24 protein-coding genes are annotated in these 25,779 nt (G+C 67.6%); 21 read left to right on the top strand and 3 right to left on the bottom strand.

Annotated elements, in window-relative coordinates; all coding sequences use genetic code 11:
* The first annotated feature begins 2 nt into the window (after nt 1-2).
* From murD to dnaE, 13 genes are all read left to right on the top strand, one after another.
* A complete protein-coding gene (gene murD, locus ACFVWR_RS09775; RefSeq protein ID WP_387210767.1) occupies nt 3-1,523 on the top strand; it encodes a UDP-N-acetylmuramoyl-L-alanine--D-glutamate ligase in 1,521 nt (506 codons plus the stop codon).
* The gene (ftsW, locus tag ACFVWR_RS09770) at nt 1,486-2,718 is read left to right on the top strand and encodes a putative lipid II flippase FtsW (protein WP_387210572.1); all 1,233 of its coding nucleotides are present in this window, start codon (nt 1,486-1,488) and stop codon (nt 2,716-2,718) included. The genes murD and ftsW overlap by 38 nt, the downstream gene beginning before the upstream one ends.
* Nucleotides 2,715-3,791, top strand: coding sequence for a glycosyltransferase (locus ACFVWR_RS09765; protein WP_387210569.1), 1,077 nt, complete (start codon nt 2,715-2,717; stop codon nt 3,789-3,791). Before ftsW ends, ACFVWR_RS09765 begins: the two co-directional genes overlap by 4 nt.
* 75 nt (nt 3,792-3,866) lie before the next feature.
* Nucleotides 3,867-5,276, top strand: a complete 1,410-nt coding sequence (gene murC / locus ACFVWR_RS09760) for a UDP-N-acetylmuramate--L-alanine ligase (RefSeq protein WP_387210566.1) — start codon at nt 3,867-3,869, stop codon at nt 5,274-5,276.
* A 13-nt stretch (nt 5,277-5,289) separates the two neighbouring features.
* Nucleotides 5,290-6,375 (top strand): FtsQ-type POTRA domain-containing protein, encoded by a 1,086-nt coding sequence (locus tag ACFVWR_RS09755; protein ID WP_387210563.1) that lies wholly within the window; start codon nt 5,290-5,292, stop codon nt 6,373-6,375.
* Nucleotides 6,376-6,545: 170 nt separating this feature from the next.
* Entirely contained in the window at nt 6,546-7,730 is a 1,185-nt protein-coding gene (ftsZ, locus tag ACFVWR_RS09750; RefSeq protein WP_387210560.1) for a cell division protein FtsZ, read from the top strand.
* Nucleotides 7,696-8,397, top strand: a complete 702-nt coding sequence (locus tag ACFVWR_RS09745; RefSeq protein ID WP_387210557.1) for a YggS family pyridoxal phosphate-dependent enzyme — start codon at nt 7,696-7,698, stop codon at nt 8,395-8,397. The genes ftsZ and ACFVWR_RS09745 overlap by 35 nt, the downstream gene beginning before the upstream one ends.
* A gap of 65 nt (nt 8,398-8,462) precedes the next feature.
* Entirely contained in the window at nt 8,463-8,978 is a 516-nt protein-coding gene (locus tag ACFVWR_RS09740; RefSeq protein ID WP_387210554.1) for a cell division protein SepF, read from the top strand.
* 70 nt (nt 8,979-9,048) lie between these two features.
* Nucleotides 9,049-9,351: a YggT family protein gene (locus tag ACFVWR_RS09735; protein ID WP_387210551.1), complete on the top strand. Its 303-nt coding sequence runs from the start codon at nt 9,049-9,051 to the stop codon at nt 9,349-9,351.
* 182 nt (nt 9,352-9,533) lie between these two features.
* Nucleotides 9,534-10,340 carry a DivIVA domain-containing protein gene (locus ACFVWR_RS09730; protein ID WP_387210548.1) on the top strand — a complete coding sequence of 269 codons (807 nt, stop codon included), beginning with the start codon at nt 9,534-9,536 and terminating at the stop codon, nt 10,338-10,340.
* A 34-nt stretch (nt 10,341-10,374) separates the two neighbouring features.
* Nucleotides 10,375-10,989, top strand: a complete 615-nt coding sequence (gene lspA / locus ACFVWR_RS09725; RefSeq protein WP_387210545.1) for a signal peptidase II — start codon at nt 10,375-10,377, stop codon at nt 10,987-10,989.
* 2 nt (nt 10,990-10,991) lie between these two features.
* Complete coding sequence (locus ACFVWR_RS09720) at nt 10,992-11,912, top strand: RluA family pseudouridine synthase (protein ID WP_387210542.1); 921 nt, start codon at nt 10,992-10,994, stop codon at nt 11,910-11,912.
* A gap of 109 nt (nt 11,913-12,021) precedes the next feature.
* Nucleotides 12,022-15,492, top strand: a complete 3,471-nt coding sequence (gene dnaE, locus ACFVWR_RS09715; RefSeq protein WP_387210763.1) for a DNA polymerase III subunit alpha — start codon at nt 12,022-12,024, stop codon at nt 15,490-15,492.
* 3 nt (nt 15,493-15,495) lie between these two features.
* Here dnaE and ACFVWR_RS09710 read toward each other — a convergent pair whose 3' ends face one another.
* Nucleotides 15,496-16,080: a flavin reductase gene (locus ACFVWR_RS09710; protein ID WP_387210539.1), complete on the bottom strand. Its 585-nt coding sequence runs from the start codon at nt 16,078-16,080 to the stop codon at nt 15,496-15,498.
* A 61-nt stretch (nt 16,081-16,141) separates the two neighbouring features.
* Between ACFVWR_RS09710 and hisD the strand changes: the two genes are divergently transcribed.
* The 3 genes from hisD to ACFVWR_RS09695 are packed head-to-tail and all read left to right on the top strand — an operon-like array spanning nt 16,142 to nt 19,034.
* Nucleotides 16,142-17,467, top strand: a complete 1,326-nt coding sequence (hisD, locus tag ACFVWR_RS09705; protein WP_387210536.1) for a histidinol dehydrogenase — start codon at nt 16,142-16,144, stop codon at nt 17,465-17,467.
* A 59-nt stretch (nt 17,468-17,526) separates the two neighbouring features.
* Complete coding sequence (gene nrdR, locus ACFVWR_RS09700) at nt 17,527-18,000, top strand: transcriptional regulator NrdR (protein WP_387210533.1); 474 nt, start codon at nt 17,527-17,529, stop codon at nt 17,998-18,000.
* Nucleotides 18,001-18,008: 8 nt separating this feature from the next.
* A complete protein-coding gene (locus ACFVWR_RS09695) occupies nt 18,009-19,034 on the top strand; it encodes a quinone-dependent dihydroorotate dehydrogenase (RefSeq protein ID WP_387210760.1) in 1,026 nt (341 codons plus the stop codon).
* Between the two features lie 39 nt (nt 19,035-19,073).
* Here ACFVWR_RS09695 and ACFVWR_RS09690 read toward each other — a convergent pair whose 3' ends face one another.
* Together ACFVWR_RS09690 and ACFVWR_RS09685 are read right to left on the bottom strand one after the other, a co-directional pair.
* A complete protein-coding gene (locus ACFVWR_RS09690; protein WP_387210530.1) occupies nt 19,074-20,009 on the bottom strand; it encodes an RNase H family protein in 936 nt (311 codons plus the stop codon).
* A gap of 1 nt (nt 20,010) precedes the next feature.
* The gene (locus ACFVWR_RS09685; RefSeq protein ID WP_387210527.1) at nt 20,011-20,607 is read right to left on the bottom strand and encodes a DUF3043 domain-containing protein; all 597 of its coding nucleotides are present in this window, start codon (nt 20,605-20,607) and stop codon (nt 20,011-20,013) included.
* 41 nt (nt 20,608-20,648) lie between these two features.
* On the opposite strand from ACFVWR_RS09685, the gene ACFVWR_RS09680 reads away from it, so the two are divergent.
* The 5 genes from ACFVWR_RS09680 (at nt 20,649) to ACFVWR_RS09660 (ending at nt 25,731) form a co-directional block, all read left to right on the top strand.
* Nucleotides 20,649-22,073, top strand: coding sequence for a dipeptidase (locus ACFVWR_RS09680; RefSeq protein ID WP_387210524.1), 1,425 nt, complete (start codon nt 20,649-20,651; stop codon nt 22,071-22,073).
* Nucleotides 22,074-22,154: 81 nt separating this feature from the next.
* Nucleotides 22,155-22,511: an iron-sulfur cluster insertion protein ErpA gene (gene erpA / locus ACFVWR_RS09675; RefSeq protein ID WP_387210522.1), complete on the top strand. Its 357-nt coding sequence runs from the start codon at nt 22,155-22,157 to the stop codon at nt 22,509-22,511.
* A 142-nt stretch (nt 22,512-22,653) separates the two neighbouring features.
* Nucleotides 22,654-23,541, top strand: coding sequence for a cytochrome c oxidase subunit II (gene coxB, locus ACFVWR_RS09670; protein WP_387210519.1), 888 nt, complete (start codon nt 22,654-22,656; stop codon nt 23,539-23,541).
* A 12-nt stretch (nt 23,542-23,553) separates the two neighbouring features.
* Nucleotides 23,554-25,305, top strand: coding sequence for a cytochrome c oxidase subunit I (gene ctaD, locus ACFVWR_RS09665; protein WP_387210515.1), 1,752 nt, complete (start codon nt 23,554-23,556; stop codon nt 25,303-25,305).
* Nucleotides 25,306-25,308: 3 nt separating this feature from the next.
* Nucleotides 25,309-25,731, top strand: coding sequence for a cytochrome c oxidase subunit 4 (locus tag ACFVWR_RS09660; RefSeq protein ID WP_387210512.1), 423 nt, complete (start codon nt 25,309-25,311; stop codon nt 25,729-25,731).
* The last annotated feature ends 48 nt before the right edge of the window (nt 25,732-25,779 follow it).

Here is a 25,779-nt window from a genome sequence, read left to right as displayed (position 1 = left end):
AGCTGACCGATCGGCTCGACGCGCTGACCAGCTGGCATTCGGACTGGCGCGGGCTGCGCGTGGCCGTCTATGGCCTGGGCGTCACCGGATTCTCGGTGGCCGACACGCTCGCCGAGCTCGGCGCAGACGTTCTCGTGGTCACGGCGAAGGCAGACCCCGAGCGGGCGATGCTACTCGAGGTGATCGGTGCCGAGCTGCTGGAGTCGGAGCTCGACAGCCCGCCGGCGCGGCTCGTCGAATTCGACCCCGAGCTCGTGGTCGTCTCGCCCGGGTTCCGTCACGATCATCCCCTGCTCGACTGGGCCGGCGAGCGCGGAGTGCAGATCTGGGGCGACATCGAGCTCGCCTGGCGCCTGCGCGACAAGGTGGGCGAGCCCGCCGACTGGATCGCGGTCACCGGCACCAACGGAAAGACCACGACGGTGCAGCTCACGGCCGCCATGCTGGTCGGCGGCGGCTATCGCGCCGCACCGTGCGGCAACATCGGCATCCCCGTGCTCGACGCCATCCGCGACCCGCAGGGGTTCGACGTGCTCGTCGTCGAGCTGTCGAGCTACCAACTGCACTGGGTCAACCGCAACGCCGGCGGTCAGCTGTCGCCGTACTCGGCCGCCTGCCTGAACATCGCGGACGACCACCTCGACTGGCACGGTTCGGCCGACGCCTATCGCGCCGCCAAGGCGAAGGTCTACGACAACGCGCAGGTCGCGTGCGTCTACAACCGCGCCGACCCGGCGACCGTGGCGATGGTCGAGGAAGCCGAGGTGATCGAGGGCGCCAGAGCCATCGGTTTCGGTCTCGACATTCCCGGCCCGAGCGACTTCGGGATCGTCGACGGCATTCTCTGCGACCGAGCTTTCCTGGAAGACAGGTTCACCAGCGCGATCGAGCTGACCACCATCGACGAGCTGCGGGATGCCGGGCTCGCGGCGCCGCACATCGTCGCCAACATCCTCGCGGCCAGTGCCCTCGCCCGTTCCTACGGCGTCGAGCCCGGCGTGATCCGCGACGTGCTCACCGCTTTTCGTCTCGACCAGCACCGCATCGAGCTGGTGCGCATCGAAGGCGGCGTCAACTGGGTCGACGACTCGAAGGCGACCAACCCGCACGCGGCGGATGCGTCGCTGCGCGCCTACGAGTCCGTCGTCTGGATCGCCGGTGGCCTGCTCAAGGGCGTCGACGTCGACGAGCTGGTCGAACGGCACGCGCCGCGGCTCAGGGCCGTGGTGCTCATCGGGGTCGACCGCGGGGCGCTGCGCTCCGCATTCGAGCGACACGCGCCCGACCTGCCCTGCTACGAGGTCGCCGCCGACGAGACTGATCAGGTCATGCCGACGGCGGTGAGATTGGCCGGCGAGGCCGCTCAGGCGGGGGACACGGTGCTCCTGGCTCCCGCGGCGGCGTCCATGGATCAGTTCGCCGACTACGCGGAACGCGGTCGCCGATTCCAGTCGGCGGTCAACGACTACTTTGGAGGTGAGGCGGATGACGACGAGTCCGCCTCGCACCCAGACGGCGAGTAAGCCGTCGTCGAAGGCCGGCTCGTTCACCTCCCGCATCTCGCTCGGCAGGGCGATGCAGGCCGAGTCCGCCAACTACTTCCTGCTGCTCGGCATCACGCTGTTCATGGTCGTGTTCGGCCTCGTGATGGTGCTGTCGTCGTCGTCGGTCGAATCGCACAACGACACGGACAACTTCTTCACCAGATTCTGGTCTCAGGGCGCATACGCCCTCATCGGGCTGCCGCTGATGTTCATCGTCTCCCGGCTGCCGAGCCGGTTCTGGAAGAGATCGATCTGGGTCTTCCTCGGCCTGGCCTGCTTTCTCCAGCTGCTCGTGCTCGTCACCCCGCTCGGCGTCGAGATCGGCGGCAACCGGAACTGGCTGAAGATCGGCTCGCAGACCGTGCAGCCCTCCGAGGCCATCAAGGTCGCGCTTGTGATCTGGCTCGGAGTGGTGCTCGCCCGAAAGAAAGACCTGCTCGCGCAGTGGAAGCACGTGGCCGTTCCGGTGATCCCGATCGCGGGTGGGGCGATCCTGCTCGTCATCCTCGGCGGTGACCTAGGGACCACGGTCATCATGGCGGCCATCGTGCTCGGGGCGCTCTTCTTCGCCGGTGTCAAGCTGCGTCACCTTGCGGTCGGCACGGCGGTGGTCGGTGTGCTGGCGGTCATCGTCGCCTTCTCGAGTCAGAGCCGCATCGGCCGCATCGCCGCGCTCTTCGGCGGGTCGAGCGCGGCGAACCCCGACGTCAACTGGCAGATCGACAACGGCTTCTACGCTCTCGCCTCCGGCGGGGTGTTCGGCGTCGGCCTCGGCAACTCGCACTCGAAATGGTCGTGGTTGCCCGCCGCCGACACCGACTTCATCTTCGCCATCATCGGCGAGGAACTCGGGCTGATCGGCGCGCTCGTGGTGCTCATCCTCTTCGTGCTGCTGGCTGTCGTCTTCTTGCGCATCATCCACGCGTCGAGCGATCCGTTCGCGCGGGTGACGACCGCCGCGATCATGGTCTGGCTGATCGGTCAGGCGTTCGTCAACATCGCGGTCGTGCTCGGTGTGATCCCGGTGCTCGGCGTCCCGCTCCCGCTGATCTCCGCGGGAGGAACTGCGATGATCAGTTCCATGATCGCTATCGGAATCGTTCTCTCGTTCGCCAGGGAGACGGGCAAGCAGGCTCGGGAAGAAGCCGAGAGCCGCGGCGGTTCGCCGGCATGACCCGCTACCTCCTCGCCGGTGGCGGAACCGCCGGTCATGTGAACCCCTTGCTCGCCGTCGCCGACAGTCTTCGCCGCGACGATCCGTCGGCCGAGGTGCTGGTGCTCGGCACGGCGGAGGGCCTCGAGGCACGACTCGTGCCCGACCGCGGGTATGAGCTGGCGACCATCCCGAAGCTGCCCTTTCCGCGCCGGCCGAACGCGGCTGCTCTGCGATTTCCCCGCGACTACCGCGCGACGACCGGGCGGGTGCGCAACCTCATCCGCGAGCGCGGCATCGAGGTCGTCGTCGGCTTCGGGGGCTATGCGTCGGCGCCGGCGTACTCCGCGGCGCGCAAGGCGGGCATCCCTTACGTGCTGCACGAGGCCAACGCGAGGCCGGGGCTCGCCAATCGCCTCGGGGCCCGGTCGACGCCGTTCGTCGGCGTCGCGTTCGAAGGAACGAAGCTGCCCCACGCCCGCTTCGTCGGCATGCCGCTGCGTGTCGAGATCGAAGAGCTCGACCGCGACGCGTCGCGCGTCGATGCGCTCGAGTTCTTCGGCCTCTCGGATGCGCGCCCGACACTTCTCGTCACCGGCGGCTCGCTGGGCGCCCGGCGCATCAACCTCACGATCGCCGACCGCGCTGCGGAACTCGTGGCGGCGGGATATCAGGTGCTCCACATCCAGGGGGGCAAGGGCGAGCTCACCGACCCGGGCATCGAGCACTATTGCCTCCTCGACTACTGCGACCGCATGGACCTGGCGTTCGCCATCACCGACTTCGCCGTCGCCCGCGCCGGAGCCGCCACCGTCTGCGAGTTCGCCGCCCTCGGAATCCCCGCGGTCTACGTGCCGTTCCCCGTCGGCAACGGGGAGCAGCGCTTCAACGCCGCCGGAGTGGTCGAGGCGGGCGGCGGAATTCTGGTGGACGACGCGGCGTTCCTCCCGTTCTGGATCGACGACGAGCTCATCCCGCTGCTGGTCGATCCCGACCGCGTGGTGACGATGAGCGAGCGTGCCGCCGGTGTCGGGGTGCGCGACGGCTCCGACCGAATGGTGTCGCTCATCCGGTCGGCGCTGCACGGAGCGTAACGTCATGATCGTGGCGTCATACTTGACGGGTGCCTCCGGCAGGCGCCGCCCGACTAGACAACGAAAGCTGTAGAAGTGATCAAACCCGACCTCACCATGACCCTTCCCGACGACCTGGGCGCCGTGCACTTCGTGGGTATCGGCGGCTCGGGCATGAGCGGCATCGCGCGCCTGTTCCTCGAGGCCGGTCACACCGTGACGGGGTCGGATGTGCGGGAATCGTCGAACGTGCTGGCGCTCCGCGAGCTCGGTGCGACGATCGCCATCGGCCACGACGCCGCCAACGTGGGCGACGCCGACACCCTCGTGGTCACGGGCGCCCTGTGGCAGGAGAACCCGGAGTACCAGCTGGCCCTGCAAAAGGGGCTGCCGGTGCTGCATCGCTCGCAGGCACTCGCGTGGCTGATCAGCGGCAAGCGTCTCGTCTCCGTCGCCGGGGCGCACGGCAAGACGACGTCGACCGGGATGATCATCACCGGCCTGCTCGGCCTGGGCGAAGACCCGAGCTTCGTCAACGGCGGCGTCATCGAGTCGTTGGGCAAGAGCTCTCAGAGCGGATCAGGCGAGCTGTTCGTGGTCGAAGCCGACGAATCCGACGGCTCCTTCCTGCTCTACGACACCTCGGTGGCGTTGATCACCAACGTCGATCCCGATCACCTCGACCACTACGGCTCGCTGGAAGCCTTCGAGCAGGCATTCGTCACGTTCGCGAAGGAGTCGAAGGAGTTCGTCGTCGTCTCCTCCGACGACGCCGGCGCGGTGCATGTCACCGGCAGGCTGCGTTCCGAGTCGCCGGACAAGCGCGTCGTCACGTTCGGCGAGGCTGCCGACGCCGACGTGCGCGTGCACTCGATCGCCACCGACGGCCCCGTGTCGTTCTCCGTGCGCTACGAGGGCTCCGACTACTCGGCCCGGCTGCGCATCCCCGGCCGCCACAACGCCATCAACGCTGCGGGCGCCTTCGCCGTGCTGACCGGTCTGGGCTTCGACCCCGCGGCCTCGCTCACGGCGATCGCCGAGTTCGGCGGCACCGAACGCCGGTTCGAACTGCACGGAACCGTCGGCGGCGTGAGCGTGTACGACGACTACGCCCACCACCCGACCGAGGTCGCCGCAGCACTGGCGGCGGCGCGTACCGTCGTGGGGGAGGGCCGCATCATCGCGGTGCACCAGCCCCACCTCTACAGCCGCACGCGGTTGTTCGCCCAGGAGTTCGCCGAGACCCTCGAGAAGTACGCCGACGAGACCGTCGTGCTCGACGTCTACGGCGCGCGCGAAGACCCGGAGCCCGGGGTGACCGGTGCGCTCGTCGCCGACCGCTTCGAGCATCCCGAGCGTGTGGCGTTCATCGCCGACTGGCAGGCCGCGGCCGACCACACGGCCGACATCGCCCGCGACGGCGATTTCGTGATCACCCTCGGGTGCGGAGACGTTTATCGCATCGTTCCGCAGCTCCTCGACTCGCTTCGCCGCACCCGCGGCTAGAGGCTCTGCCGGAATGAAGCGTCCCCAGGGGTTCGACCGGTCTTCGGCCGCGGCGGGCACGTCCGACCGCGATGCGACGACGGCACCCGTCCCGGTTCAGGAGACACGGCGGCAAGAGGCGGCCCGGCCGGCGGCGACCGTCCGGAGCTCCGGAGCGAGCGCCGCCGAGCCGAACGATGCCGGTCCCTGGTGGAAGCGGCCCAACCCGACGGACGACGCAACGGATGCGCGCGTATCCGGCGCAGCCGGGGCATCCGGCGCGCCGGCGGCGGATGTGTCGGGCAAGGTCGCCGCGCCGAAGAGTCCGTACGGTCACCTGCCGTCGAATCGGGAGATCAACCGCGCCCTCCGTGCGGCGCGCAAGGAACGCTCGAAGGTCGAGCGCGGCGAGGTGCGACGTTTCACCAAGCGGTCGCGCCGCCGCCGGATGGTCTGGCTCGCCAGCCTCGGCACCCTCGTCGTTCTCGTGGTCGCCGTCGCGCTCACGGCGTTCTCGCCGCTGATGGCGCTCCGCACGATCGACGTCGCTGGAACGTCGCGCATCGACGCGGCGGCGGTGAAGAAGGCGCTCGAAGGGCAGCTCGGCCGCCCGTTGCCGCTCGTCGACCAGGGCGCGATCCGCTCCGACCTGGCGACGTTCCCGCTCATCCGCAGCTACAGCGTCGAGAGTCACCCGCCCAACACGATCGTCGTGCGGATCGTCGAGCGCCAGCCGATCGGCGTCGTCATGACCGGCTCGAAGTTCGCCGTGGTGGATGCGGCCAAGGTGACGATCCAGACGAGCGATCAGCGGCCCGACGGCTATCCGATCATCAAGGCCTCCGGGGCGGCGGTCGACTCGGATTCGACATCGGGCTTCGCGGCGGCCGCCAGCGTGCTGAGCGCTCTGCCGCCGGCACTCCTCGCGCAGGTCGACACGATCACAGCCGCGACGAGGGACGACGTGAACTTCACCCTTCGCGACTCCGGCGCGACGGTGGTGTGGGGCAGTGCCGACGACTCGGGGTTGAAGGCTGTGGCCTTGGATGCGCTCCTCAAGTCGGTTCCCGGAGCCGGGCGATACGACGTCTCGTCGCCACACAGCGTCACGACGGGCTGAATCGCGGGCCGCAGCCGTGTTTCGCCACGGGTTCGCCGTGCACTTTCCCGACACGCCTAAGGCGATTCGCGGGCGGAGCCCTGCCGCACCTACCCTCGAATCAGGAATTGCATACTGAGCATAACTTTAAGCCTCGACTTGAGGTTGAAGGTTCCCAGCGGAGGCCGGACGTGACATCAAACCAGAACTACCTCGCCGTGATCAAGGTCGTCGGCATTGGCGGTGGCGGCGTGAACGCCGTCAACCGGATGATCGAACTCGGGCTTCGCGGCGTCGAGTTCATCGCCATCAACACGGATGCGCAAGCTCTGTTGATGAGCGACGCCGACGTCAAGCTCGACGTCGGTCGCGAGATCACTCGCGGACTCGGTGCGGGCGCAGACCCCGAGGTCGGGCGCCGTGCGGCAGAAGACCACGCCGAGGAGATCGAGGAAGCCCTCGCCGGCGCCGACATGGTCTTCGTGACGGCCGGAGAAGGCGGCGGAACGGGCACCGGTGGTGCTCCCGTCGTCGCACGCATCGCGAAGTCGATCGGCGCACTGACCATCGGTGTCGTCACCCGGCCGTTCGGCTTCGAGGGCAAGCGCCGCTCGGAGCAGGCCGACGCCGGTGTGCAGCGGCTCAAAGAAGAGGTCGACACCCTCATCGTGGTGCCGAACGACCGCCTGCTGGAGATCAGCGACCGCGGCATCAGCATGCTCGAGGCCTTCTCGACGGCAGACCAGGTGCTCCTCGCCGGTGTGCAGGGCATCACAGACCTCATCACGACCCCCGGTCTCATCAACCTCGACTTCGCCGACGTGAAGTCGGTCATGCAGGGTGCGGGTTCCGCCCTGATGGGAATCGGCTCATCGAGGGGAGCGGATCGCGCCATCAAGGCCGCAGAGCTCGCCGTCGCCTCTCCGCTGCTCGAAGCGAGCATCGACGGCGCGCACGGTGTGCTGCTCTCCATCCAGGGCGGGTCGAACCTCGGAATCTTCGAGATCAACGACGCCGCGCGACTGGTGCAGGAGGCGGTGCATCCCGAGGCCAACATCATCTTCGGTGCCGTCATCGACGACACGCTGGGCGACGAGGTGCGGGTGACCGTGATCGCGGCCGGCTTCGACGGCGGCGAACCCAACGCGGCGAAGCAGGCGCTCGACACCCGTCGCTCGACCTTCGTCGAAGCGGGCGAGGAAAACGCCGCCGGCGCAGGGCTCGCGGCGACCGCCGCGCTCGACGCCGAGGACATCCCTTCGCCGTCCACCGACGCATGGTCATCGGCCGAGAGCCCCGTGACCGAGACGACGCCCAACGACCCGGCGTTCGACGACGAGAATGACGACCTCGACATCCCCGACTTCCTCAAGTAGCCCGCTGGCCGAACGTCTCGACGGCGTTCGGGCTGGAATCGCCGACGCCGCGAGAGCCGCCGGACGCAGGCCGGAGGAACTGACCACCATCGTGGTCACCAAGTTCCACCCGGCCTCGCTCGTGCGCGAGCTCGCGGCGCTCGGCGTGCGGGATGTGGGGGAGAACCGGCACCAGGAGGCGCAGGCGAAGGCAGCGGAGCTGTCCGATCTCGGCCTTCGCTGGCATTTCGTCGGTCAGCTGCAGAGCAAGAAGGCGCGTCAGGTGCGCGCGTACGCCGATGTCATCCACTCGATCGACAGGATGTCGCTCGTCGAAGCGCTGCGCTCCGACGAGGCCGAGGTCGACTGCTTCGTGCAGCTCAACCTCACCAGCGACCCCGGGCGAGGGGGAGTGTCCGACCGCGACCTCGAACCGCTCGTCGAGCGCGTGCTCGAGACTCCCGGTCTCCGGTTGCTCGGCGTGATGGCGGTCGCGCCCCTCGACGAGGACGCGCGCGCCGCGTTCGCGCGGGTACGCAGTGCGAGCGACCGTGTCGTCGCGATCGAGCCGCGAGCCGACAAGATCTCCGCCGGGATGTCGCAGGACTACGCCGCCGCGATCGCGGAAGGGGCGACACACCTTCGGATTGGCACGGCCATTACCGGGAATCGGCCGCCGCACGGTTAATCTCGAAGAGAAAGTTCTCGAGTGCGTGCGAAAGCGTCGGCGCACAGGTTTACACGGAGGATCGCATGTCCAACCCGCTGAAGAAGACGATGGTCTACCTCGGTCTCGCCGACGAAGAACTCGAGTACGACGAGCAGCCCGACGGTCAGCAGCCGCAGCAGCAGCCTCGTCAGCAACCGCACCAGGCCCCCGTCGCCCCGGTTCCCCACCCCACCCCGGTCGCCCCCGTGGCCGGCCGCGCCCCGGTGACGCCGCTGCGCAAGTCGTCCACCGCACGGAATGTTTCGGTACAGGAAATGAACGAGATCCTCACGGTCCACCCCCGCCAGTACCGCGACGCCCAGGCGATCGCCGAGTCCTTCCGCGAGGGGATCCCAGTGATCATCAACCTCTCGCAGATGAGCGAGGGGGATGCCCGGCGCCTCATCGACTTCGCCAGCGGCCTCTCGCAGGGCCTCTACGGCAAGATCGAGCGGGTGACCCCCAAGGTCTTCCTCCTCTCGCCCTCGCACGTGGTCGTCTCCGGCGAGCACGGCGGCCAGGACGCCGAGGTCGACGCGTCGTTCTTCGCGCAGGCCTGAGCCGACAGTCAGCTGACAGCGCACCTCTCCCGGTCAGGGGGGCGGTGCGCTTTCACGCATACTTGTAGCCGTGTCAGTCGTTTCGATCATCGCCAGCATCCTCTACTACGCGTTGCTGATCTACTTCTTCGTGATGTGGGGTCGCTTCATCCTGGATCTGGTGCGCACCTTCAGCCGCTCCTGGCGCCCTCGCGGGTTCGTGCTCGTGCTCGCCGAAGCGGTGTACGTGCTCACCGATCCGCCGCTGAAGTTCTTCCGCAAACTCATCCCTCAGCTGTCGATGGGCCCGATCGCGATCGACTTCGGCTGGAGTCTCACGATGCTCGTCGTGATCATCCTGCTGTACGTCTCACTCGGTTTCACGGCGGTGTGAGCCGAACCCGCCCCGCCACACTGCGTTTTCGCTGAGAGTCGGGCGGGGGTGCCGCATCCCGTGGGATGTAGTGTTGACGAGCCGACGTACGTGGTGCGGCGAAGTGCGTCGCAAGGGCTCACTTTGCTAGCGTTGGCTTCACGCACTTTTTGTTCGTATCTCAAGATCTAAGGTGGCTTGCCATGGCGCTGACTCCGGAAGATGTAGTCAACAAGCGATTCCAACCGACGAAGTTCCGTGAGGGCTACGACCAGGACGAGGTCGACGACTTCCTCGACGAGGTCGTCGTGGAGCTGCGTCGCCTCAACCAGGAGAACGAGGAGTTCAAGCAGCGCCTCGTCGCGAGCGACTCCCGCATCGCCGAGCTTCAGCGCAGCGGCGCGCAGGCAGCGGGCGGCGCCCCGGTCGCGGCTGCTCCGACGGTCGACACGGCCGAGCTCGAGCGGCTCAAGCAGGAGAACGAGCAGCTCAAGGAGCGCCTCGCGGCGGCCCCGCAGGCCGCTGCCCCCGTCGCCGAGAGCGTCGACCCGAACAGCACGAACAACCTGCTGCAGCTGGCTCGCCGCCTGCACGAGGAGCACGTCAAGGAAGGCCTCGAGAAGCGTGACGCCCTCGTCGCCGAGGGTCACGCCACCGCAGCGCGCATCGTCGCCGAGGCGGAGTCGAAGCAGCGTGCCCAGATCAGCGCTCTCGACCAGGAGCGTGGTCTGCTCGAGCACCGCATCGACGAGCTCCGCACGTTCGAGCGCGAGTACCGTCAGAAGCTCAAGGGGCTCATCGAGTCGCAGTTGCGCGACCTCGACACCTCGTCGGTCGCCGGCACGGGCAGCTACGCGGCGCCCGCGACGGGCGAGCAGAGCACGCCGGCACCGGTCGGCGCCTCGCAGGGCGGTTCGTCGGTACCCGCCCCGGTCTCCGCCTCCGGCGCAGACTCGGGCAGCCAGGACAAGGCTCAGACGCCTCCGACGTTCCAGGGCTTTGGAGGCTAGCCCCTCCCGGAGCAAGGTCAGCGTCCGGGCGCTGGTGATCCTCGGCATCGTCGCGCTCTGCGTGTACCTCGTCGATCAGATCGCCAAAGTCCTGGTCGTGGCTAACCTCTACGAGGGTCAGCGCGTCCAGGTGCTCGGGCAACTGCTTCAGTTCAACTTCGTCAAGAACCCTGGCGCCGCCTTCTCGATCGGCAGCGGATCCACCTGGATCTTCTCGATCGTCGGCGTCGGGGTTCTCGGCTTCGTCATCTGGTATGCGCCGCGCATCCGGTCCACGGCCTGGGCGGTGCTGTTCGGTCTGCTTCTCGGCGGGCTGCTCGGCAACCTGACCGACCGTCTGTTCCGGGAACCGGGATTCGGCGTCGGCCACGTGGTCGACTTCCTGCAGATTCCGTTGCTGCCGGCGATCTTCAACCTCGCCGACGTCGCGATCGTCTCCAGCATGGCGCTCTTCCTCATCCTGACCATCCGCGGCGTCGGTCTCGACGGCAAGCGCCCGGCCGAGGCCGAAGAAGAGGTGGTAGAGGGCGTGCTAGAGCCGGAGGCCGACGCGTCGCCCGTCGCCGATGCGTCGCCCGTCGCCGACGCGTCGCCCGTCGCCGATGCGTCAGCGGAGCAGGCACGTCCGGACGAGAAGCCCCAGCCGTAGGCATGGAGTCCCGCAGCTTCCCCATCCCGGACGGGCTCGAAGGCTCTCGGGTCGACGCCGGCCTCGCCAAACTGCTCGGCTTCTCGCGCAGCTTCGCGGCCGAGATCGCCGAAGCCGGCGGTGTGAGCGTCGACGGGCGCCCCGTCGACAAGTCGGACAGGCTCTCCGCCGGCAGCTGGCTCGAGGTGAGCTGGCAGCCGAAGGAAGAGGTCAGGATCGTCCCGATCGCCGTGCCGGAGTTGACGATCGTGCACGACGACGACGACATCGTCGTGATCGACAAGCCCGTCGGCGTCGCCGCGCATCCATCTGTGGGCTGGACGGGCCCGACCGTTCTCGGAGCGCTGGCGGCCGCTGGGTTCCGCATCTCCACCTCGGGAGCGGCGGAACGAGCGGGCATCGTGCACCGGCTCGATGCGGGCACGAGCGGCCTCATGGTCGTCGCCAAGTCGGAGCACGCGTACACCGTGCTGAAGCGCGCGTTCCACGACCGCACTGTCGAGAAGATCTATCACGCGGTCGTGCAGGGGCATCCCGATCCGCTCGCCGGAACGATCGACGCTCCCATCGGCCGGCATCCCAAGAGCGACTGGAAGTTCGCGGTGATCGCCGACGGCAAGCCGTCGGTGACCCACTACGAGACGATCGAGGCGTTCCGGGCGGCGAGTCTGCTGGAGATCCACCTCGAGACCGGACGTACCCACCAGATCCGCGTGCACATGGCCGCCCAGCGGCACCCCTGCGTCGGCGACTCGATGTACGGCGCCGACCCCACGCTCTCGGCCAGGCTCGGCCTCACGCGGCAGTGGCTGCACGCGGTGCAGCTCGCCTTCGCGCACCCGGCGACGGGAGACTGGGTCACCTTCACGACCGGATATCCCGCCGATCTCCAGCACGCATTGGATGTGCTCCGGGAGTCTTGACGACGTGTCGGTGGTCGCCGGTTACTCTTGATCAGACAGCTCACTAGACGGAGATCCATTGCCCTCAAACGACTCGTTCGTTCACCTCCACGTCCACAGCGAGTACTCGATGCTGGACGGCGCGGCGCGCATCAAACCGCTCGTCGACGCTGCCGTCGAACAGGGGATGCCCGCCGTCGCGGTCACCGACCACGGCAACATGTTCGGTGCGTTCGACTTCTGGCGAACGGCGACGGATGCGGGCATCAAGCCGATCATCGGCACCGAGGCCTACCTGACTCCGGGAACCCACCGCACCGACCGCACGCGCATCCGCTGGGGCGACGGCGGAGGCGACGACGTCTCCGGTTCGGGCGCGTACACCCACATGACGATGTTCGCGGCGACCACGGAGGGCATGCACAACCTGTTCCGCATGTCGTCGAAGGCGTCGACCGAGGGCTACTACTTCAAGCCGCGCATGGACCGCGAGCTTCTGAACACCTATTCGTCCGGCATCATCGCGACGACGGGATGCCCGTCCGGCGAGGTGCAGACGCGCCTGCGTCTCGGCCAGTACGAGGAGGCGAAGAAGGCGGCGGCGGAGTTCCGCGACATCTTCGGCAAAGAGAACTTCTACGCCGAGATCATGGACCACGGGCTCGGCATCGAGCGCCGCATCATGGCCGACCTCATCCGGCTCGCCAAGGAGCTCGACCTCCCGCTCGTCGCCACCAACGACCTCCACTACACGCACGCGAGCGACGCGACGAGCCACGCCGCCCTTCTCTGCGTGCAGTCGGGCTCGACCCTCGACGACCCCAATCGCTTCAAGTTCGACGCCGACGAGTTCTATCTCAAGTCGGCCGAGCAGATGCGCCAGCTGTTCCGTGACCATCCCGAGGCCTGCGACGCCACGCTCGAGATCGCCGAACGCTGCGACGTGAAGTTCGACACCTCGGCCAACTACATGCCGCGCTTCCCGGTTCCCGAGGAGGAGACGGAGCAGAGCTGGTTCGTCAAAGAGGTCGAGAAGGGCCTGAACGAGCGCTACCCCGACGGCATCACCGACGAGGTGCGCAAGCAGGCAGACTACGAGATCGGGGTGATCTCGCAGATGGGCTTCCCGGGATACTTCCTGGTGGTCGCCGACTTCATCAACTGGTCGAAGCGCAACGGCATCCGCGTCGGCCCCGGCCGTGGTTCCGGCGCCGGCTCGATGGCGGCGTACGCGATGCGCATCACCGACCTCGACCCGCTGCGTCACGGGCTGATCTTCGAGCGCTTCCTGAACCCCGACCGCGTCTCCATGCCCGACTTCGACGTCGACTTCGACGACCGGCGCCGCGGCGAGGTCATCAAGTACGTGACGGAGAAGTACGGCGAGGAGCGCGTCGCCCAGATCGTCACCTACGGAACGATCAAGGCGAAGCAGGCGCTGAAAGACTCCTCGCGGGTGCTCGGCTTCCCGTTCGGGATGGGCGACAAGCTCACCAAGGCGATGCCGCCGCCCGTCATGGGGAAAGACATCCCGCTGACAGGGATCTTCGACAAGGATCATCCGCGCTACAAGGAGGCGGTGGACATCCGCGCGGTCGTGGAGACCGATCCGGATGCCAAGACGGTCTTCGACACGGCCCTCGGGTTGGAGAACCTGAAGCGCCAGTGGGGTGTGCACGCGGCCGGCGTGATCATGTCGTCAGACCCCCTGATCGACATCATCCCGATCATGAAGCGCGAGCAAGACGGCCAGATCGTCACGCAGTTCGACTACCCGGCCTGCGAGTCGCTCGGCCTGATCAAGATGGACTTCCTGGGGCTGCGCAACCTCACGATCATCAACGACGCGCTCGACAACATCGAGGCCAACCGCGGCGAGAAGCTGGTGCTCGAAGACCTCGAGCTCGACGACAGGGCGGCCTACGACCTGTTGTCCCGTGGCGACACCCTCGGAGTGTTCCAGCTCGACGGCGGGCCGATGCGCTCGCTGCTGCGGCTGATGAAGCCCGACAACTTCGAAGACATCTCGGCGCTCATCGCCCTGTACCGGCCCGGCCCGATGGGTGCGAACTCGCACACCAACTACGCGCTCCGCAAGAACGGCCTGCAGGAGATCACGCCGATCCACCCCGAGCTGGCGGAACCGCTGGCCGAGATCCTCTCCACCAGCTACGGCCTGATCATCTATCAGGAGCAGGTCATGGCGATCGCGCAGAAGGTGGCCGGGTTCTCGCTCGGACAGGCCGACATCCTGCGCCGTGCGATGGGCAAGAAGAAGAAGTCCGAGCTGGACAAGCAGTTCGCGGGCTTCGCGGAGGGCATGCAGTCCAACGGGTACTCGATGGACGCGGTCAACAAGCTGTGGGAGATTCTGCTCCCGTTCTCGGACTACGCGTTCAACAAGGCGCACTCGGCCGCCTACGGCGTCATCTCCTACTGGACGGCCTACCTGAAGGCGCACTATCCGGCCGAGTACATGGCGGGGCTGCTCACCAGCGTCGGCGACTCCAAAGACAAGATGGCGCTCTACCTCAACGAGTGCCGCCGGATGGGCATCAAGGTGCTCCCGCCCGACGTCAACGAGTCGATCGGCTTCTTCGCCGCTGTCGGCACCGACATCCGCTTCGGCCTGGGGGCCGTGCGCAACGTCGGCACCAACGTGGTCGACGGCATCCGTCTCGCCCGCGAGGAGAAGGGGCGTTTCGAGACGTTCCACGACTTCTTGAACAAGGTCCCGATCCACGCCGCGAACAAGCGCACCGTCGAGTCGCTCATCAAGGCGGGGGCGTTCGACTCCCTCGGGGCCACCCGCCGTTCGCTCGTCGAGGTGCACGAAGACGCGGTCGAGTCGGCGGTCAAGATCAAACGCAACGAGGCCAACGGCGATGTCGGCTTCGACTTCGACAGCCTGTGGGGCGACGACGAGCAGACCTCGTCGCAGCACCACATCCCGGAGCGCCCGGAGTGGGCCAAACGGGACAAACTGGCGTTCGAGCGCGAGATGCTGGGGCTCTACGTCTCCGACCATCCTCTGGCCGGGCTCGAACTGCAACTGGCGAAGCTGCAGAGCACCTCGATCGCCGACCTCGTGGCGTCGGAGACCGTGCAAGACGGCGAGACCGTCACCATCGCGGGGCTCGTGACGGGCGTTCAGCACCGCGTGGCGAAAGCCTCCGGCAACCAGTACGGGATGATCACGGTCGAAGACTTCGGCGGTGAGATCACGGTCATGTTCATGGGCAAGGCGTATCAAGAGTACGCACCGTCACTGCAGGGCGACTCGATCGTCGTCGTGCGAGGTCGCGTGAGCATGCGCGACGACGGGATGAACCTGCACGCGTTCAGCGTGATGACGCCCGACCTCGGTCAATCGTTCGGCACGGGCCCGTTGCTCATCACCATGCCCGACCAGCGCGCCACGACCGACACGGTCAAGGCGCTCAGCGAGGTGCTCGCGCGTCACGCGGGAGACAACGAGGTGCGGCTGCGCCTCGTGAAAGGTCAGGTGGCCCGGGTGTTCGAGGTGCCGAAGCCGGTCACGGTGAGCGCCGATCTGTTCGGCGAGCTGAAAGGCCTGCTCGGCCCGAACTGCCTGGTGTGACCGCTAGGCCGTCTCGCCGGGGGTGAGGTAGCGGCGCTCGTGGTAGAGCAGCGCGTCGTCGTCGTCGCCGAGGCCGCCCTCCTCGATCTGCACGACCACGACGGCGTTGTTGTGCACGGGAACGCGCTCGACGATGCGGCCGATCATCCAGCTGGTCACATCCTTGATGATGGGAAGCCCGTGGGGTCCGCGGTACCAGTGGTCGCCGTCGAATCGGGTGGCGTTGTCCCCGGCCAGCTTCTGGGCGATCTCCCGATTGCGCACGCCCAGCATGTGGATGACGACGCGGTCGGTCTCGGCGATCGCCGGCCAGCTCGACGCCGACCGGGCGATGTTGAACGTCGCGAGAGGAGGCACCGCGGCGAGGGAGGCCAGCGACGTCGCAGTGAAGCCGACCGGGGTGCCGTCCGTTGTGAGCGCCGTGACGATGGCGACCCCGGCGGCATGGCGGCGGAACGCCTGGCGGAAAGCGGCGAGGTCGTCCGTCACGTCGAGCGCGGCGCTGTCGCTCGGGCGCGGGGGCTGCGCGCTCGGGCGCGGGGACTGTGCGCTCGGGCGCGGAGTTTGGGGGAGCGGTGAGCTGTTCATACGTATGCATCAAGCACGGTGGGACTCCTGGATATTCCTGAGCGGATAGGCTGGATGCGCCATGATGCAGACCATTGACCTCCGCGGAATCAAGCCTACTCGCGCCGCCTTCGCCCGCCTCGTGCCGCGTCCCGTCGTCGATGTGGCCGTGGCGATGACAGTCGCCTCTCAGCTCATCGACGACGTCAAGGAGCACGGCGCGACGGCTCTGACCGAGCAGGCCGAACGGTTCGACGGGGTGGCTCCCGCGTCGCTGCGGGTTCCGCAGAACGAGATCGACGCCGCCGTGAACGGGCTCCCCGCCGACGTGCGCGCGGCTCTCGAAGAGGCGATCGCTCGGGTTCGCCAGGCGACCGCGGCCCAGGTACCGCCCACCGTCGAGACGGTCATCGGCCCGGGAGCGACGATCGTGCAGCGCTGGCAGCCGGTCGAACGCGCCGGGCTCTACGTGCCCGGCGGCAAAGCCGTGTACCCGTCGAGCGTCGTGATGAACGCCGTGCCGGCGCAGGTGGCCGGGGTCGCATCCGTCGCTCTCGCAAGCCCGCCGCAGCGCGAGTTCGGGGGAGCGGTGCACCCCGCGATCCTCGGTGCCGCAGGCCTGCTCGGCATCGACGAGGTCTACGCCATGGGCGGCGCCGGCGCCATCGGCGCGCTCGCCTGGGGAGTCGAGGAGATCGGACTCGATCCTGTTCAGGTCATCACCGGCCCCGGCAACATCTACGTGGCCGCCGCGAAACGCGTGGTGCGCGGGCAGGCGGGGATCGACGCGGAGGCCGGAACGACCGAGATCCTCGTGATCGCCGACGCGAGCGCCGATGCCGGATATGTCGCCGCCGATCTGGTGAGCCAGGCCGAGCACGACGAGGCGGCCGCCAGCGTGCTGGTCACCGACAGCCCCGACTTCGCGCGTCGTGTCGTGTCCGAGCTGGATGTGCTGGCCGGCGCCACGAAGCACTCGGAGCGGGTGCGCACCGCGCTCTCGGGCCAGCAGTCGGCCGTCGTGCTCGTCGACGACCTTGCGGCGGCGGCGGCGTTCAGCAACGCCTACGGTCCCGAGCACCTGGAGATCCAGACGGAGAACCCGGATGCGGTGCTCGCGCGCATCGAGAACGCCGGCGCGATCTTCCTCGGCGCTCACTCCCCGGTGAGTCTGGGCGACTACCTGGCGGGCTCGAACCACGTGCTGCCGACCGGTGGACAGGCGCGCTTCTCCTCCGGACTCGGGGCGTACTCGTTCCTGCGGCCGCAGCAGGTCATCCGTTACGACCGTCCGGCCCTCGGTGAGGTCGCCGACCGCATCGTCGCGCTGTCGAATGCCGAAGACCTGCCGGCGCACGGTGAGGCGGTCACGGCTCGCTTCGAGACCGCTCCCGACTCGGGCGCCTGATTTCGCCCCGAGCGACATCCCGTGGGCGCGTCGTGAGAACCGGATAGAATCGAGCCACCATGTTCTGCCCCTTCTGCCGCCACCCGGATTCCCGCGTCATCGACTCGCGCACGAGCGATGACGGCCTCTCCATCCGCCGTCGTCGGCAGTGTCCCGAATGCGGTCGTCGCTTCAGCACCACCGAGACCGCCAGCCTGAGCGTGATCAAGCGCAGCGGGGTGGCCGAGCCGTTCAGCCGCGAGAAGATCGTGCTGGGCGTTCGCAAGGCCTGCCAGGGCCGACCGGTGACAGACTCCGATCTGGCCGTGCTGGCGCAGAAGGTGGAGGAGACGATCCGTTCGACGGGGGCGTCGCAGATCGAGGCGAACGACATCGGCCTGGCCATCCTGCCGCCGCTGCGTGACCTCGACGAGGTGGCCTACCTGCGGTTCGCAAGCGTGTACCAGGGCTTCGACTCGCTCGACGACTTCGAAGAGGCGATCGGTCAGTTGCGGGTCGAGCACCACGGTGCTCCGGTCGACGCTCAGGCGTGACGACAGGTATGTACCGCGCACTCTTCACCCTCATCCTGTCCAAAATGGATCCGGAGCGGGCCCACCATCTCGCGTTCGCGGTGATCAAGGCTCTGCCGGTGCTCGGGGTCGGCCGGTTCGCGCGCCGGTTCACGGCGCCGCATCCGTCGCTCGCCGTCGAGACGCTCGGGCTCCGCTTCGACTCGCCGTTCGGCGTCGCGGCCGGCTTCGACAAAGACGGCGAGGGTGTCATCGGTCTCGGCCAGCTCGGCTTCGGGCACGTCGAGGTCGGAACGCTGACCGCGCGCGCGCAGCCGGGCAACGAGAAGCCCCGGCTGTTCCGGCTCATCCCCGATCGCGCTGTGATCAACCGGATGGGCTTCAACAACCACGGCGCGGCGGCGGCGGCTGCGCGCCTGGCCAGGACGGCCGCGAAGACGAAGCGCCCGGTGCTCGGCGTCAACATCGGCAAGAGCCGCGTCGTCGCCGTGGAAGACGCCACCGCCGACTACCTGGCGAGCGCCCGCGCGCTCGCTCCTGTGGCGGACTATCTCGTGGTGAACGTCAGCTCGCCCAACACTCCGGGGCTGCGGGGCTTGCAAGAGCTCGAGCTGCTCTCGCCGCTGCTCAGCGCCGTCAAAGAGGTCGCCGGCGCCGTACCTCTGCTGGTGAAGATCGCACCCGACCTCACCGACGACGAGGTGCGCAAGATCGCGGAACTCGTCGTCGAGCTCGGCCTCGCGGGCATCATCGCCACCAACACGACGATCTCGCGCGAGGGACTGCGCACCGACCCGGCCGTCGTCTCGGCGGCGGGCGCGGGCGGTCTCTCCGGCGCTCCGCTCGCCGAGCGGTCGCTCGAGGTGCTGCGGCTCATCCGTGCTCATGTGCCCGCCGAGCTCTGCGTGATCTCGGTGGGCGGTGTGGAGACGGCCGAGGATGTGCGCCTCAGGCTCGACGCCGGAGCGACCCTCGTGCAGGGCTACACGGCCTTCCTCTACCTCGGCCCGCTCTGGGCTCGTCAGATCAACCGCGGACTCGTCGCCCGCGGCTGACGCCGGAGCGGCGCGCCGGGAACACCGGCGCGGCGCCGGTCACTCGGCTTCGGGGGTTCCCTGGTGGAAGCGGAGACGCCAGCGGCCGTTCACCCGAAGCCAGAGCGAGCTGCGCAGGGCGCTGCCTCGTGCATCCGTGGTGCGCGCGGTGAGCAGGATCGTTTCGGGGGAGAGGCGTTCACTTCCGAGCAGTTCGAAGTCGACGCTCGACGGTTGCTCGCTCGCGAGAGCCTGGACCATCGCGTCGTGGCCCCACAGGCGCCCCGACCGGCCGATCTCTTCGAAGTCCGGGTGAAGCAGCGCCGCCACGCGTGACGCGTCGGCACGCACCCCGGGCTCCAGCAGCTCTCGTTCGAGCCGTTCGACGACCTCGGTGTCCGACTCCTCGACCAAGGAGTCCAGACCGAAGAGGTCGAGCTCGACCGAGGTCGGCGCAGGCTCTGCGACGGCCTTCTGCTCCGCGGCGGTCGGCTCGGCCTCGATGACCTCGCCGTTCGCCTCCGCGCGCACGACTCCCGGCCATCCGGGGCCGATCGGGATGGGATCGCCGTTCTGATACGCGGTGGCGACTCCGCGGGCGCGCACGTCGGCGGCCTCGTTGAGGTCGTGCCCGGCGTGGCCTTTGACCCATTCGAAGGTGTAGCGCCTGCCCTGGGTGGCACGGTCGAGACGCTCCAGGAGCTCACGGTTGAGCACGGGGGAGCCGTCGGCCTTGCGCCAGCCCTTGCGCTTCCAGCCCGGCATCCACTTGGTGACAGCATTGATGACGTACTGGCTGTCGCAGAGGATGCGCAGGTCTTCATCGAGGTGCGCCGTCGACTCGAGGAGGTCGACGACGGCCATGAGCTCGCCCTGGTTGTTGGTGCCGTGGGGCCAGCCGCCGGCGGCCCAGGTGTCGTCATCGACATACCAGGCCCAGCCGGCGGGGCCGGGGTTGCCGAGGGCGGAGCCGTCGGCCGCTGCGACGATCGTCACGTCAGCTGGGGTACTGGCCGCGCTTGACCTGCGGCTTCGGCAGGCGGATGACTCGCAGCTGCAGCGCGCGCATGGCCGCGTACCAGCGCAGGCCCTTCTCGACCTTCGAGACGCCGAACTTCTCGCCGACCTTGCGGCGCACGATGAAGCCCAGGATGAAGCAGTCGATCACCGCGACGGCGAAGAACGCCCAGAGCGCGAGCAGACCGTAGACCTGGAACAGGCCGGGAAGGAACGAGAGCACGATCACGAGCAGCATCACCGGGATGAGGAACTCGCCGATGTTGAAGCGGGCGTCGACGTAGTCACGCACGTAGCGCCGCTGGGGCCCCTTGTCGCGCGTGGTGAGGTAGCGGTCGTCGCCGGCCGCCATGCCGACGCGGGCTTTCTCCCGGGCCTCCTGCGTCTTGGCGCGCGCCTGGCGCGCGGCCTCCTTGCGGTCGTCGGGAACGAGGGGGCGCTTGCGCGCGGCCTCCTGCTCACGGCGGGTCGGGGTCGGGGCGCCTTTGCCCTGCCTCAGCCGCTCGGCGGTCTCTTCTGCTGTCTCGACGATCGGCTCTTCTGCCGGGGTCGTCTCGGAGTTGTCGCGTTTTGCCAACGTTAAGCCTTCGATCGTGGGGTCGGCTTAAGATTACCGTCATGACGAACACTGAGCAGACGCCGCCCATCGAACCCACAGAAGTAGAGCAGGCCGTGCGGTCGAGCGTCGAGCAGGGGATGCCGTCGACGATCGCCGATCTGGGGGCGTTGGTGCGCATCCCGTCGGTGTCATGGTCGGCGTTCGACCCGGCGAACGTGGCCGCGAGCGCCGCCGCTGTCGCCGCTCATCTGGAGGCCACGGGTGCCTTCGACTCGGTGACGATCACGCAGGCTCCGATCGGTGAGGGAGCCGAGCTGGGACAGCCAGCGGTGCTCGCGTCGCGCGAGGCGAAGAACGGCCGCCCCACCGTGCTCCTCTACGCTCACCATGACGTGCAGCCTCAGGGCGCGGAGGAAGGCTGGGAGACCCCGCCGTTCGAGCCGACGGTGCGAGGGGACCGCCTCTACGGACGCGGGGCCGCAGACGACAAGGCCGGCGTGATGGTCCACGTGGCGACCGTACGCGCGCTGGTCGAGGCACTGGGGCCCGACTTCGATCTCGGCCTCGCCGTGTTCATCGAGGGCGAGGAGGAGTTCGGCTCGCGCTCGTTCGCGAACTTCCTGCAGCAGAACAAGGAGGCTCTGGCCGCCGACGCGATCATCGTCGCCGATTCCGACAACGTCGACGTGAATACGCCGGCGCTCACCGTGTCGCTGCGCGGCAACGTGACCTTCAAGCTCACCGTGTCGACCCTCGAGCACGCCTCGCACTCCGGCATGTTCGGCGGGGCCGCTCCGGATGCGATGCTCGCGCTCGTGAAGCTCCTCGCCACCCTCCACGACGAGAACGGCCGGGTCGCGGTCGACGGGCTCACGTCGCGCGCCGACGGCGCCGAGCCGCCGGCCTACACGGACGAGCAGTTGATCGAGGAGGCCGCGCTGCTCGATGGCGTGACGCCCATCGGGACGGGACCCATCCTGTCCCGCCTGTGGTTCCAGCCGAGCATCACCGTCACCGGAATCGACGCGCCGAGCGTGGCGAACGCCTCGAACACGCTCCTGCCGAGTGTCGCCGTGCGCATCAGCGCCCGCATCGCTCCGGGGCAGACGGCGAAAGACGCGTACGCGGCGCTCGAACGGCACCTGCTGTCCCACGCGCCCTTCGGCGCCCACCTCTCGATCGACGACGTCGACACAGGGGATCCCTTCCTCGTCGACACCGCCGGCTGGGCCGCGACCGAGGCGAAGCAGGCCATGACCGACGCCTGGGGCCGCACGGCGGTCGAGACCGGCATCGGCGGCTCCATCCCGTTCATCGCCGACCTCGTGCGCGAGTTCCCGTCCGCCCAGATCCTCGTGACCGGCGTCGAAGACCCCGACACGCGCGCGCACAGCCCGAACGAGTCGCTGCACCTCGGCGTCTTCAAGCGTGCGATCCTCGCCGAAGCGCTGCTTCTGGCGCGCCTCGACCGCCGTTCGGAGTGATCTCGACGGACTTTGAGTTTTCCGACGTAGAATCGACCCAGTTTTTCCGTTAGACCGAACCGCATCCTTGTGAGGAGTGCCATGACCGACACAACACTGACCGCGACGAAGGCCCACGGAGTCGGCCTCTCGGCCGCCGCCGCAGGCAAGGTCAAGAGCCTGCTCGAGCAGGAAGGCCGCGACGACCTCCGTCTCCGCGTCGCCGTGCAGCCGGGCGGATGCTCGGGGCTCATCTACCAGCTTTACTTCGACGAGCGCATGCTCGACGGCGACGCGACCGTCGACTTCGACGGCGTGGAGGTCATCGTCGACAAGATGAGCGTTCCGTATCTCGACGGCGCGAGCATCGACTTCGAAGACACCATCCAGAAGCAGGGTTTCACCATCGACAACCCGAACGCTTCGGGAAGCTGCGCCTGTGGAGACTCGTTCCACTAGGCGTTCCATAGCATAAAAATCAGTCAGGGCCGCCCGATCGGGCGGCCCTTTCTGGTTCGTTCCGGCGCGTGTGGCGGAGTAGGGTAGGAGAGATCAAATACAGTTCCAAGCGAACTGTCCATGAGTCTCTGAAAGGTCACCGGTGCGTCACAATCGCCGTCTCCGATGGGCTGCTATTCCGATCGCAGCGACACTCGCAATCGTCCTCGCGGGGTGCACGCAGGCGCAGCTGAACGGATTCCTGCCCGGGTTCGTCGAAGGCGAGCAGCCCGTCACCAACCACACGGAGCGGGTGAGCGGCCTCTGGGTCACCAGCTGGATCGTGCTCCTCATCGTGGGCGTCATCGTCTGGGGCCTCATCATCTGGGCGGTCATCGTGTACCGCCGTCGCAAGGGCCAGACCGGCCTTCCGGTGCAGATGCGCTACAACATGCCGATCGAGATCTTCTACACGATCGTGCCCCTCATCCTCGTGCTCGGGTTCTTCGCCTTCACGGCGCGCGACCAGAACGCCATCGAGAAGCCTTACGCGAAGCCCGACCTCACGGTCCAGGTCTACGCGAAGCAGTGGGCGTGGGACTTCAACTACGTCGACGACAACGTCTACGACCCGGGCATCCAGGTGCAGCCGGATGACGAGAACGCGACGCCGGGATCGGTGCAGGAGAGCGAGATCCCGACGCTGTACCTCCCGGAGAACAAGAAGATCACGATCCTGCTGAACTCGCGCGATGTGATCCACTCGTTCTGGGTTCCGGCGACGCTGTACAAGAAAGACATCATCCCCGGCCAGACCAACAAGATGTACTTCGAGACCACGGGCCGCACCGGCACGTTCGTCGGCAAGTGCGCCGAGCTCTGCGGCGAGTACCACTCCGCCATGCTCTTCAACCTGAAGATCGTGTCGCAAGACGAGTACGACGCCCACATCCAGAGCCTCCGCGACAAGGGATACGAAGGCCAGCTCGGTTCCGAGTACGACCGCAACACCAACCTGCCCGGAACGGGCGCTCCCAAGGGCAACGAGTAGGGGCATCCAAGAATGACGACCACAGCACCGGCTCCCGCCGCCACCACCGCTCCCGCCCCGAAGGCGAACCCCGTCTTCAACGGCAACCAGGTGGAGCGCAAGGGCAACATCCTCGTGAACTACATCACGTCGACGGACCACAAGACGATCGGGTACATGTACCTGATCTCCTCGTTCATCTACTTCCTGATCGGCGGCGTCATGGCGCTGATCATCCGCGCCCAGCTGTTCGAGCCGGGCCTGGAGGTCGTGCAGACCAAGGAGCAGTACAACCAGCTGTTCACGATGCACGGCACGATCATGCTGCTGATGTTCGCGACGCCGCTGTTCGCCGGCTTCGTGAACGTGCTGATGCCCCTGCAGATCGGCGCCCCCGACGTCGCCTTCCCGCGACTCAACGCGCTGGCCTACTGGTTCTACTCCTTCGGCTCGCTGATCGCGGTTGCCGGCTTCCTCACCCCGCAGGGAGCAGCCTCGTTCGGCTGGTTCGCCTACGCGCCACTGTCGAGCACGACGTTCTCGCCAGGTGTCGGAGGAAACCTGTGGGTGGTGGGCCTCGGCCTGTCCGGATTCGGAACCATCCTCGGCGCCGTGAACTTCATCACGACGATCATCACCATGCGCGCCCCGGGTATGACGATGTTCCGCATGCCGATCTTCACGTGGAACGCCCTCGTCACCTCGATCCTCGTGCTGATGGCCTTCCCGGTGCTCGCCGCCGCGATGTTCGCTCTGGCCGCCGACCGCGTGTTCGACGCTCACATCTACGACGCCGCCAACGGTGGAGCGCTGCTCTGGCAGCACCTGTTCTGGTTCTTCGGCCACCCCGAGGTGTACATCATCGCCCTGCCGTTCTTCGGCATCGTGTCGGAGATCTTCCCTGTCTTCAGCCGAAAACCGATCTTCGGGTACAAGACTCTGATCTACGCCACGATCGCGATCGCGGCCCTGTCCGTCACCGTGTGGGCGCACCACATGTACGTCACCGGGTCGGTGCTGCTGCCGTGGTTCTCCCTGATGACGATGCTCATCGCGGTGCCGACGGGCGTGAAGATCTTCAACTGGATCGGCACGATGTGGCGTGGCTCGCTCACGTTCGAGTCGCCCATGCTCTGGTCGATCGGCTTCTTGATCACGTTCACGTTCGGCGGTCTGACCGGCGTGATCCTCGCGTCGCCGCCGCTCGACTTCCACGTGTCCGACACGTACTTCGTCGTCGCGCACTTCCACTACGTCGTCTTCGGTACCGTCGTGTTCGCGATGTTCGCCGGCTTCTACTTCTGGTGGCCCAAGTGGACGGGCAAGATGCTCAACGACCGACTGGGCAAGTGGCACTTCTGGCTTCTGTTCATCGGCTTCCACACGACGTTCCTCGTGCAGCACTGGCTGGGTGTCGTCGGCATGCCGCGACGCTACGCGACCTACCTTCCGACCGACGGGTTCACCTGGATGAACCAGCTGTCGTCGATCGGCGCCGGCATCCTCGCGATCTCGATGATCCCGTTCTTCGTGAACGTGTACCTCACGGCGCGTAACGCGCCGAAGGTCACGGTCAACGACCCGTGGGGTTACGGCCGTTCGCTCGAGTGGGCGACCAGCTGCCCGCCGCCGCGACACAACTTCACGTCGATCCCGCGCATCCGCAGCGAGTCGCCGGCCTTCGACCTCAACCACCCTGAGGCAGGCATCCCGATCGGAATCGGACCGGCCAAAGATGCGCCAGACGCACCGACGGTCGACCTCGACAGCAACAAGGTGAAGTAACCCATGAGAGCAAACGCAATCCTCTTCTGGATCCTCGCGATCTTCTTCTTCCTGTCCGCGGTCGTCTACACGGGCTGGAGCCTGCTCGACCCGATGCATCAGAAGGTCGAGTGGGCCGGCAGCGTGGCGCTCACGCTGAGTGCCATCCTGGCCGCGTTCATCGCCTTCTACGTCGGACGCTCGCACGCCTCACAGGGCGGTGAGCTTCCCGAGGACCGCCTTGACGCCAACGTCGACGACGGCGACCCCGAGCTCGGTCACTTCAGCCCGTGGAGCTGGTGGCCGGTGTCGCTGGCTGCCGGCGCGGCGCTCGTGATGCTCGGCCTCGCGGTCGGCTTCTGGATCTGCTTCATCGGTGTGGCGTTCGCACTGATCTGCATCGTGGGCTGGACCTACGAGTACTACCGCGGCTACTTCGCCCGCTAGGCCTCGAACCCGAGCCGCACACGCGAAGCGCCGCGCCCTCTCCGGAGG

Source organism: Leifsonia sp. NPDC058292 (assembly GCF_042880955.1).
GTDB lineage: Bacteria > Actinomycetota > Actinomycetes > Actinomycetales > Microbacteriaceae > Leifsonia.
Note: the sequence above shows the minus strand (reverse complement) of the source record. Positions and strands in the feature narration are given on the sequence as shown.

What these genes read in the sequence shown, in the direction of transcription:
- ftsW (WP_387210572.1), top strand. Translation starts at nt 1,486, where the DNA reads ATGACGACGAGTCCGCCTCGCACCCAGACGGCGAGTAAGCCGTCGTCG.
- ACFVWR_RS09765 (WP_387210569.1), top strand. Translation starts at nt 2,715, where the DNA reads ATGACCCGCTACCTCCTCGCCGGTGGCGGAACCGCCGGTCATGTGAAC.
- ACFVWR_RS09755 (WP_387210563.1), top strand. Translation starts at nt 5,290, where the DNA reads ATGAAGCGTCCCCAGGGGTTCGACCGGTCTTCGGCCGCGGCGGGCACG.
- ACFVWR_RS09745 (WP_387210557.1), top strand. Translation starts at nt 7,696, where the DNA reads ATGACGACCTCGACATCCCCGACTTCCTCAAGTAGCCCGCTGGCCGAA.
- ACFVWR_RS09740 (WP_387210554.1), top strand. Translation starts at nt 8,463, where the DNA reads ATGTCCAACCCGCTGAAGAAGACGATGGTCTACCTCGGTCTCGCCGAC.
- ACFVWR_RS09730 (WP_387210548.1), top strand. Translation starts at nt 9,534, where the DNA reads ATGGCGCTGACTCCGGAAGATGTAGTCAACAAGCGATTCCAACCGACG.
- ACFVWR_RS09720 (WP_387210542.1), top strand. Translation starts at nt 10,992, where the DNA reads ATGGAGTCCCGCAGCTTCCCCATCCCGGACGGGCTCGAAGGCTCTCGG.
- dnaE (WP_387210763.1), top strand. Translation starts at nt 12,022, where the DNA reads ATGCTGGACGGCGCGGCGCGCATCAAACCGCTCGTCGACGCTGCCGTC.
- ACFVWR_RS09710 (WP_387210539.1), bottom strand. Translation starts at nt 16,080, where the DNA reads ATGAACAGCTCACCGCTCCCCCAAACTCCGCGCCCGAGCGCACAGTCC.
- hisD (WP_387210536.1), top strand. Translation starts at nt 16,142, where the DNA reads ATGATGCAGACCATTGACCTCCGCGGAATCAAGCCTACTCGCGCCGCC.
- nrdR (WP_387210533.1), top strand. Translation starts at nt 17,527, where the DNA reads ATGTTCTGCCCCTTCTGCCGCCACCCGGATTCCCGCGTCATCGACTCG.
- ACFVWR_RS09695 (WP_387210760.1), top strand. Translation starts at nt 18,009, where the DNA reads ATGTACCGCGCACTCTTCACCCTCATCCTGTCCAAAATGGATCCGGAG.
- ACFVWR_RS09680 (WP_387210524.1), top strand. Translation starts at nt 20,649, where the DNA reads ATGACGAACACTGAGCAGACGCCGCCCATCGAACCCACAGAAGTAGAG.
- erpA (WP_387210522.1), top strand. Translation starts at nt 22,155, where the DNA reads ATGACCGACACAACACTGACCGCGACGAAGGCCCACGGAGTCGGCCTC.
- ctaD (WP_387210515.1), top strand. Translation starts at nt 23,554, where the DNA reads ATGACGACCACAGCACCGGCTCCCGCCGCCACCACCGCTCCCGCCCCG.
- ACFVWR_RS09660 (WP_387210512.1), top strand. Translation starts at nt 25,309, where the DNA reads ATGAGAGCAAACGCAATCCTCTTCTGGATCCTCGCGATCTTCTTCTTC.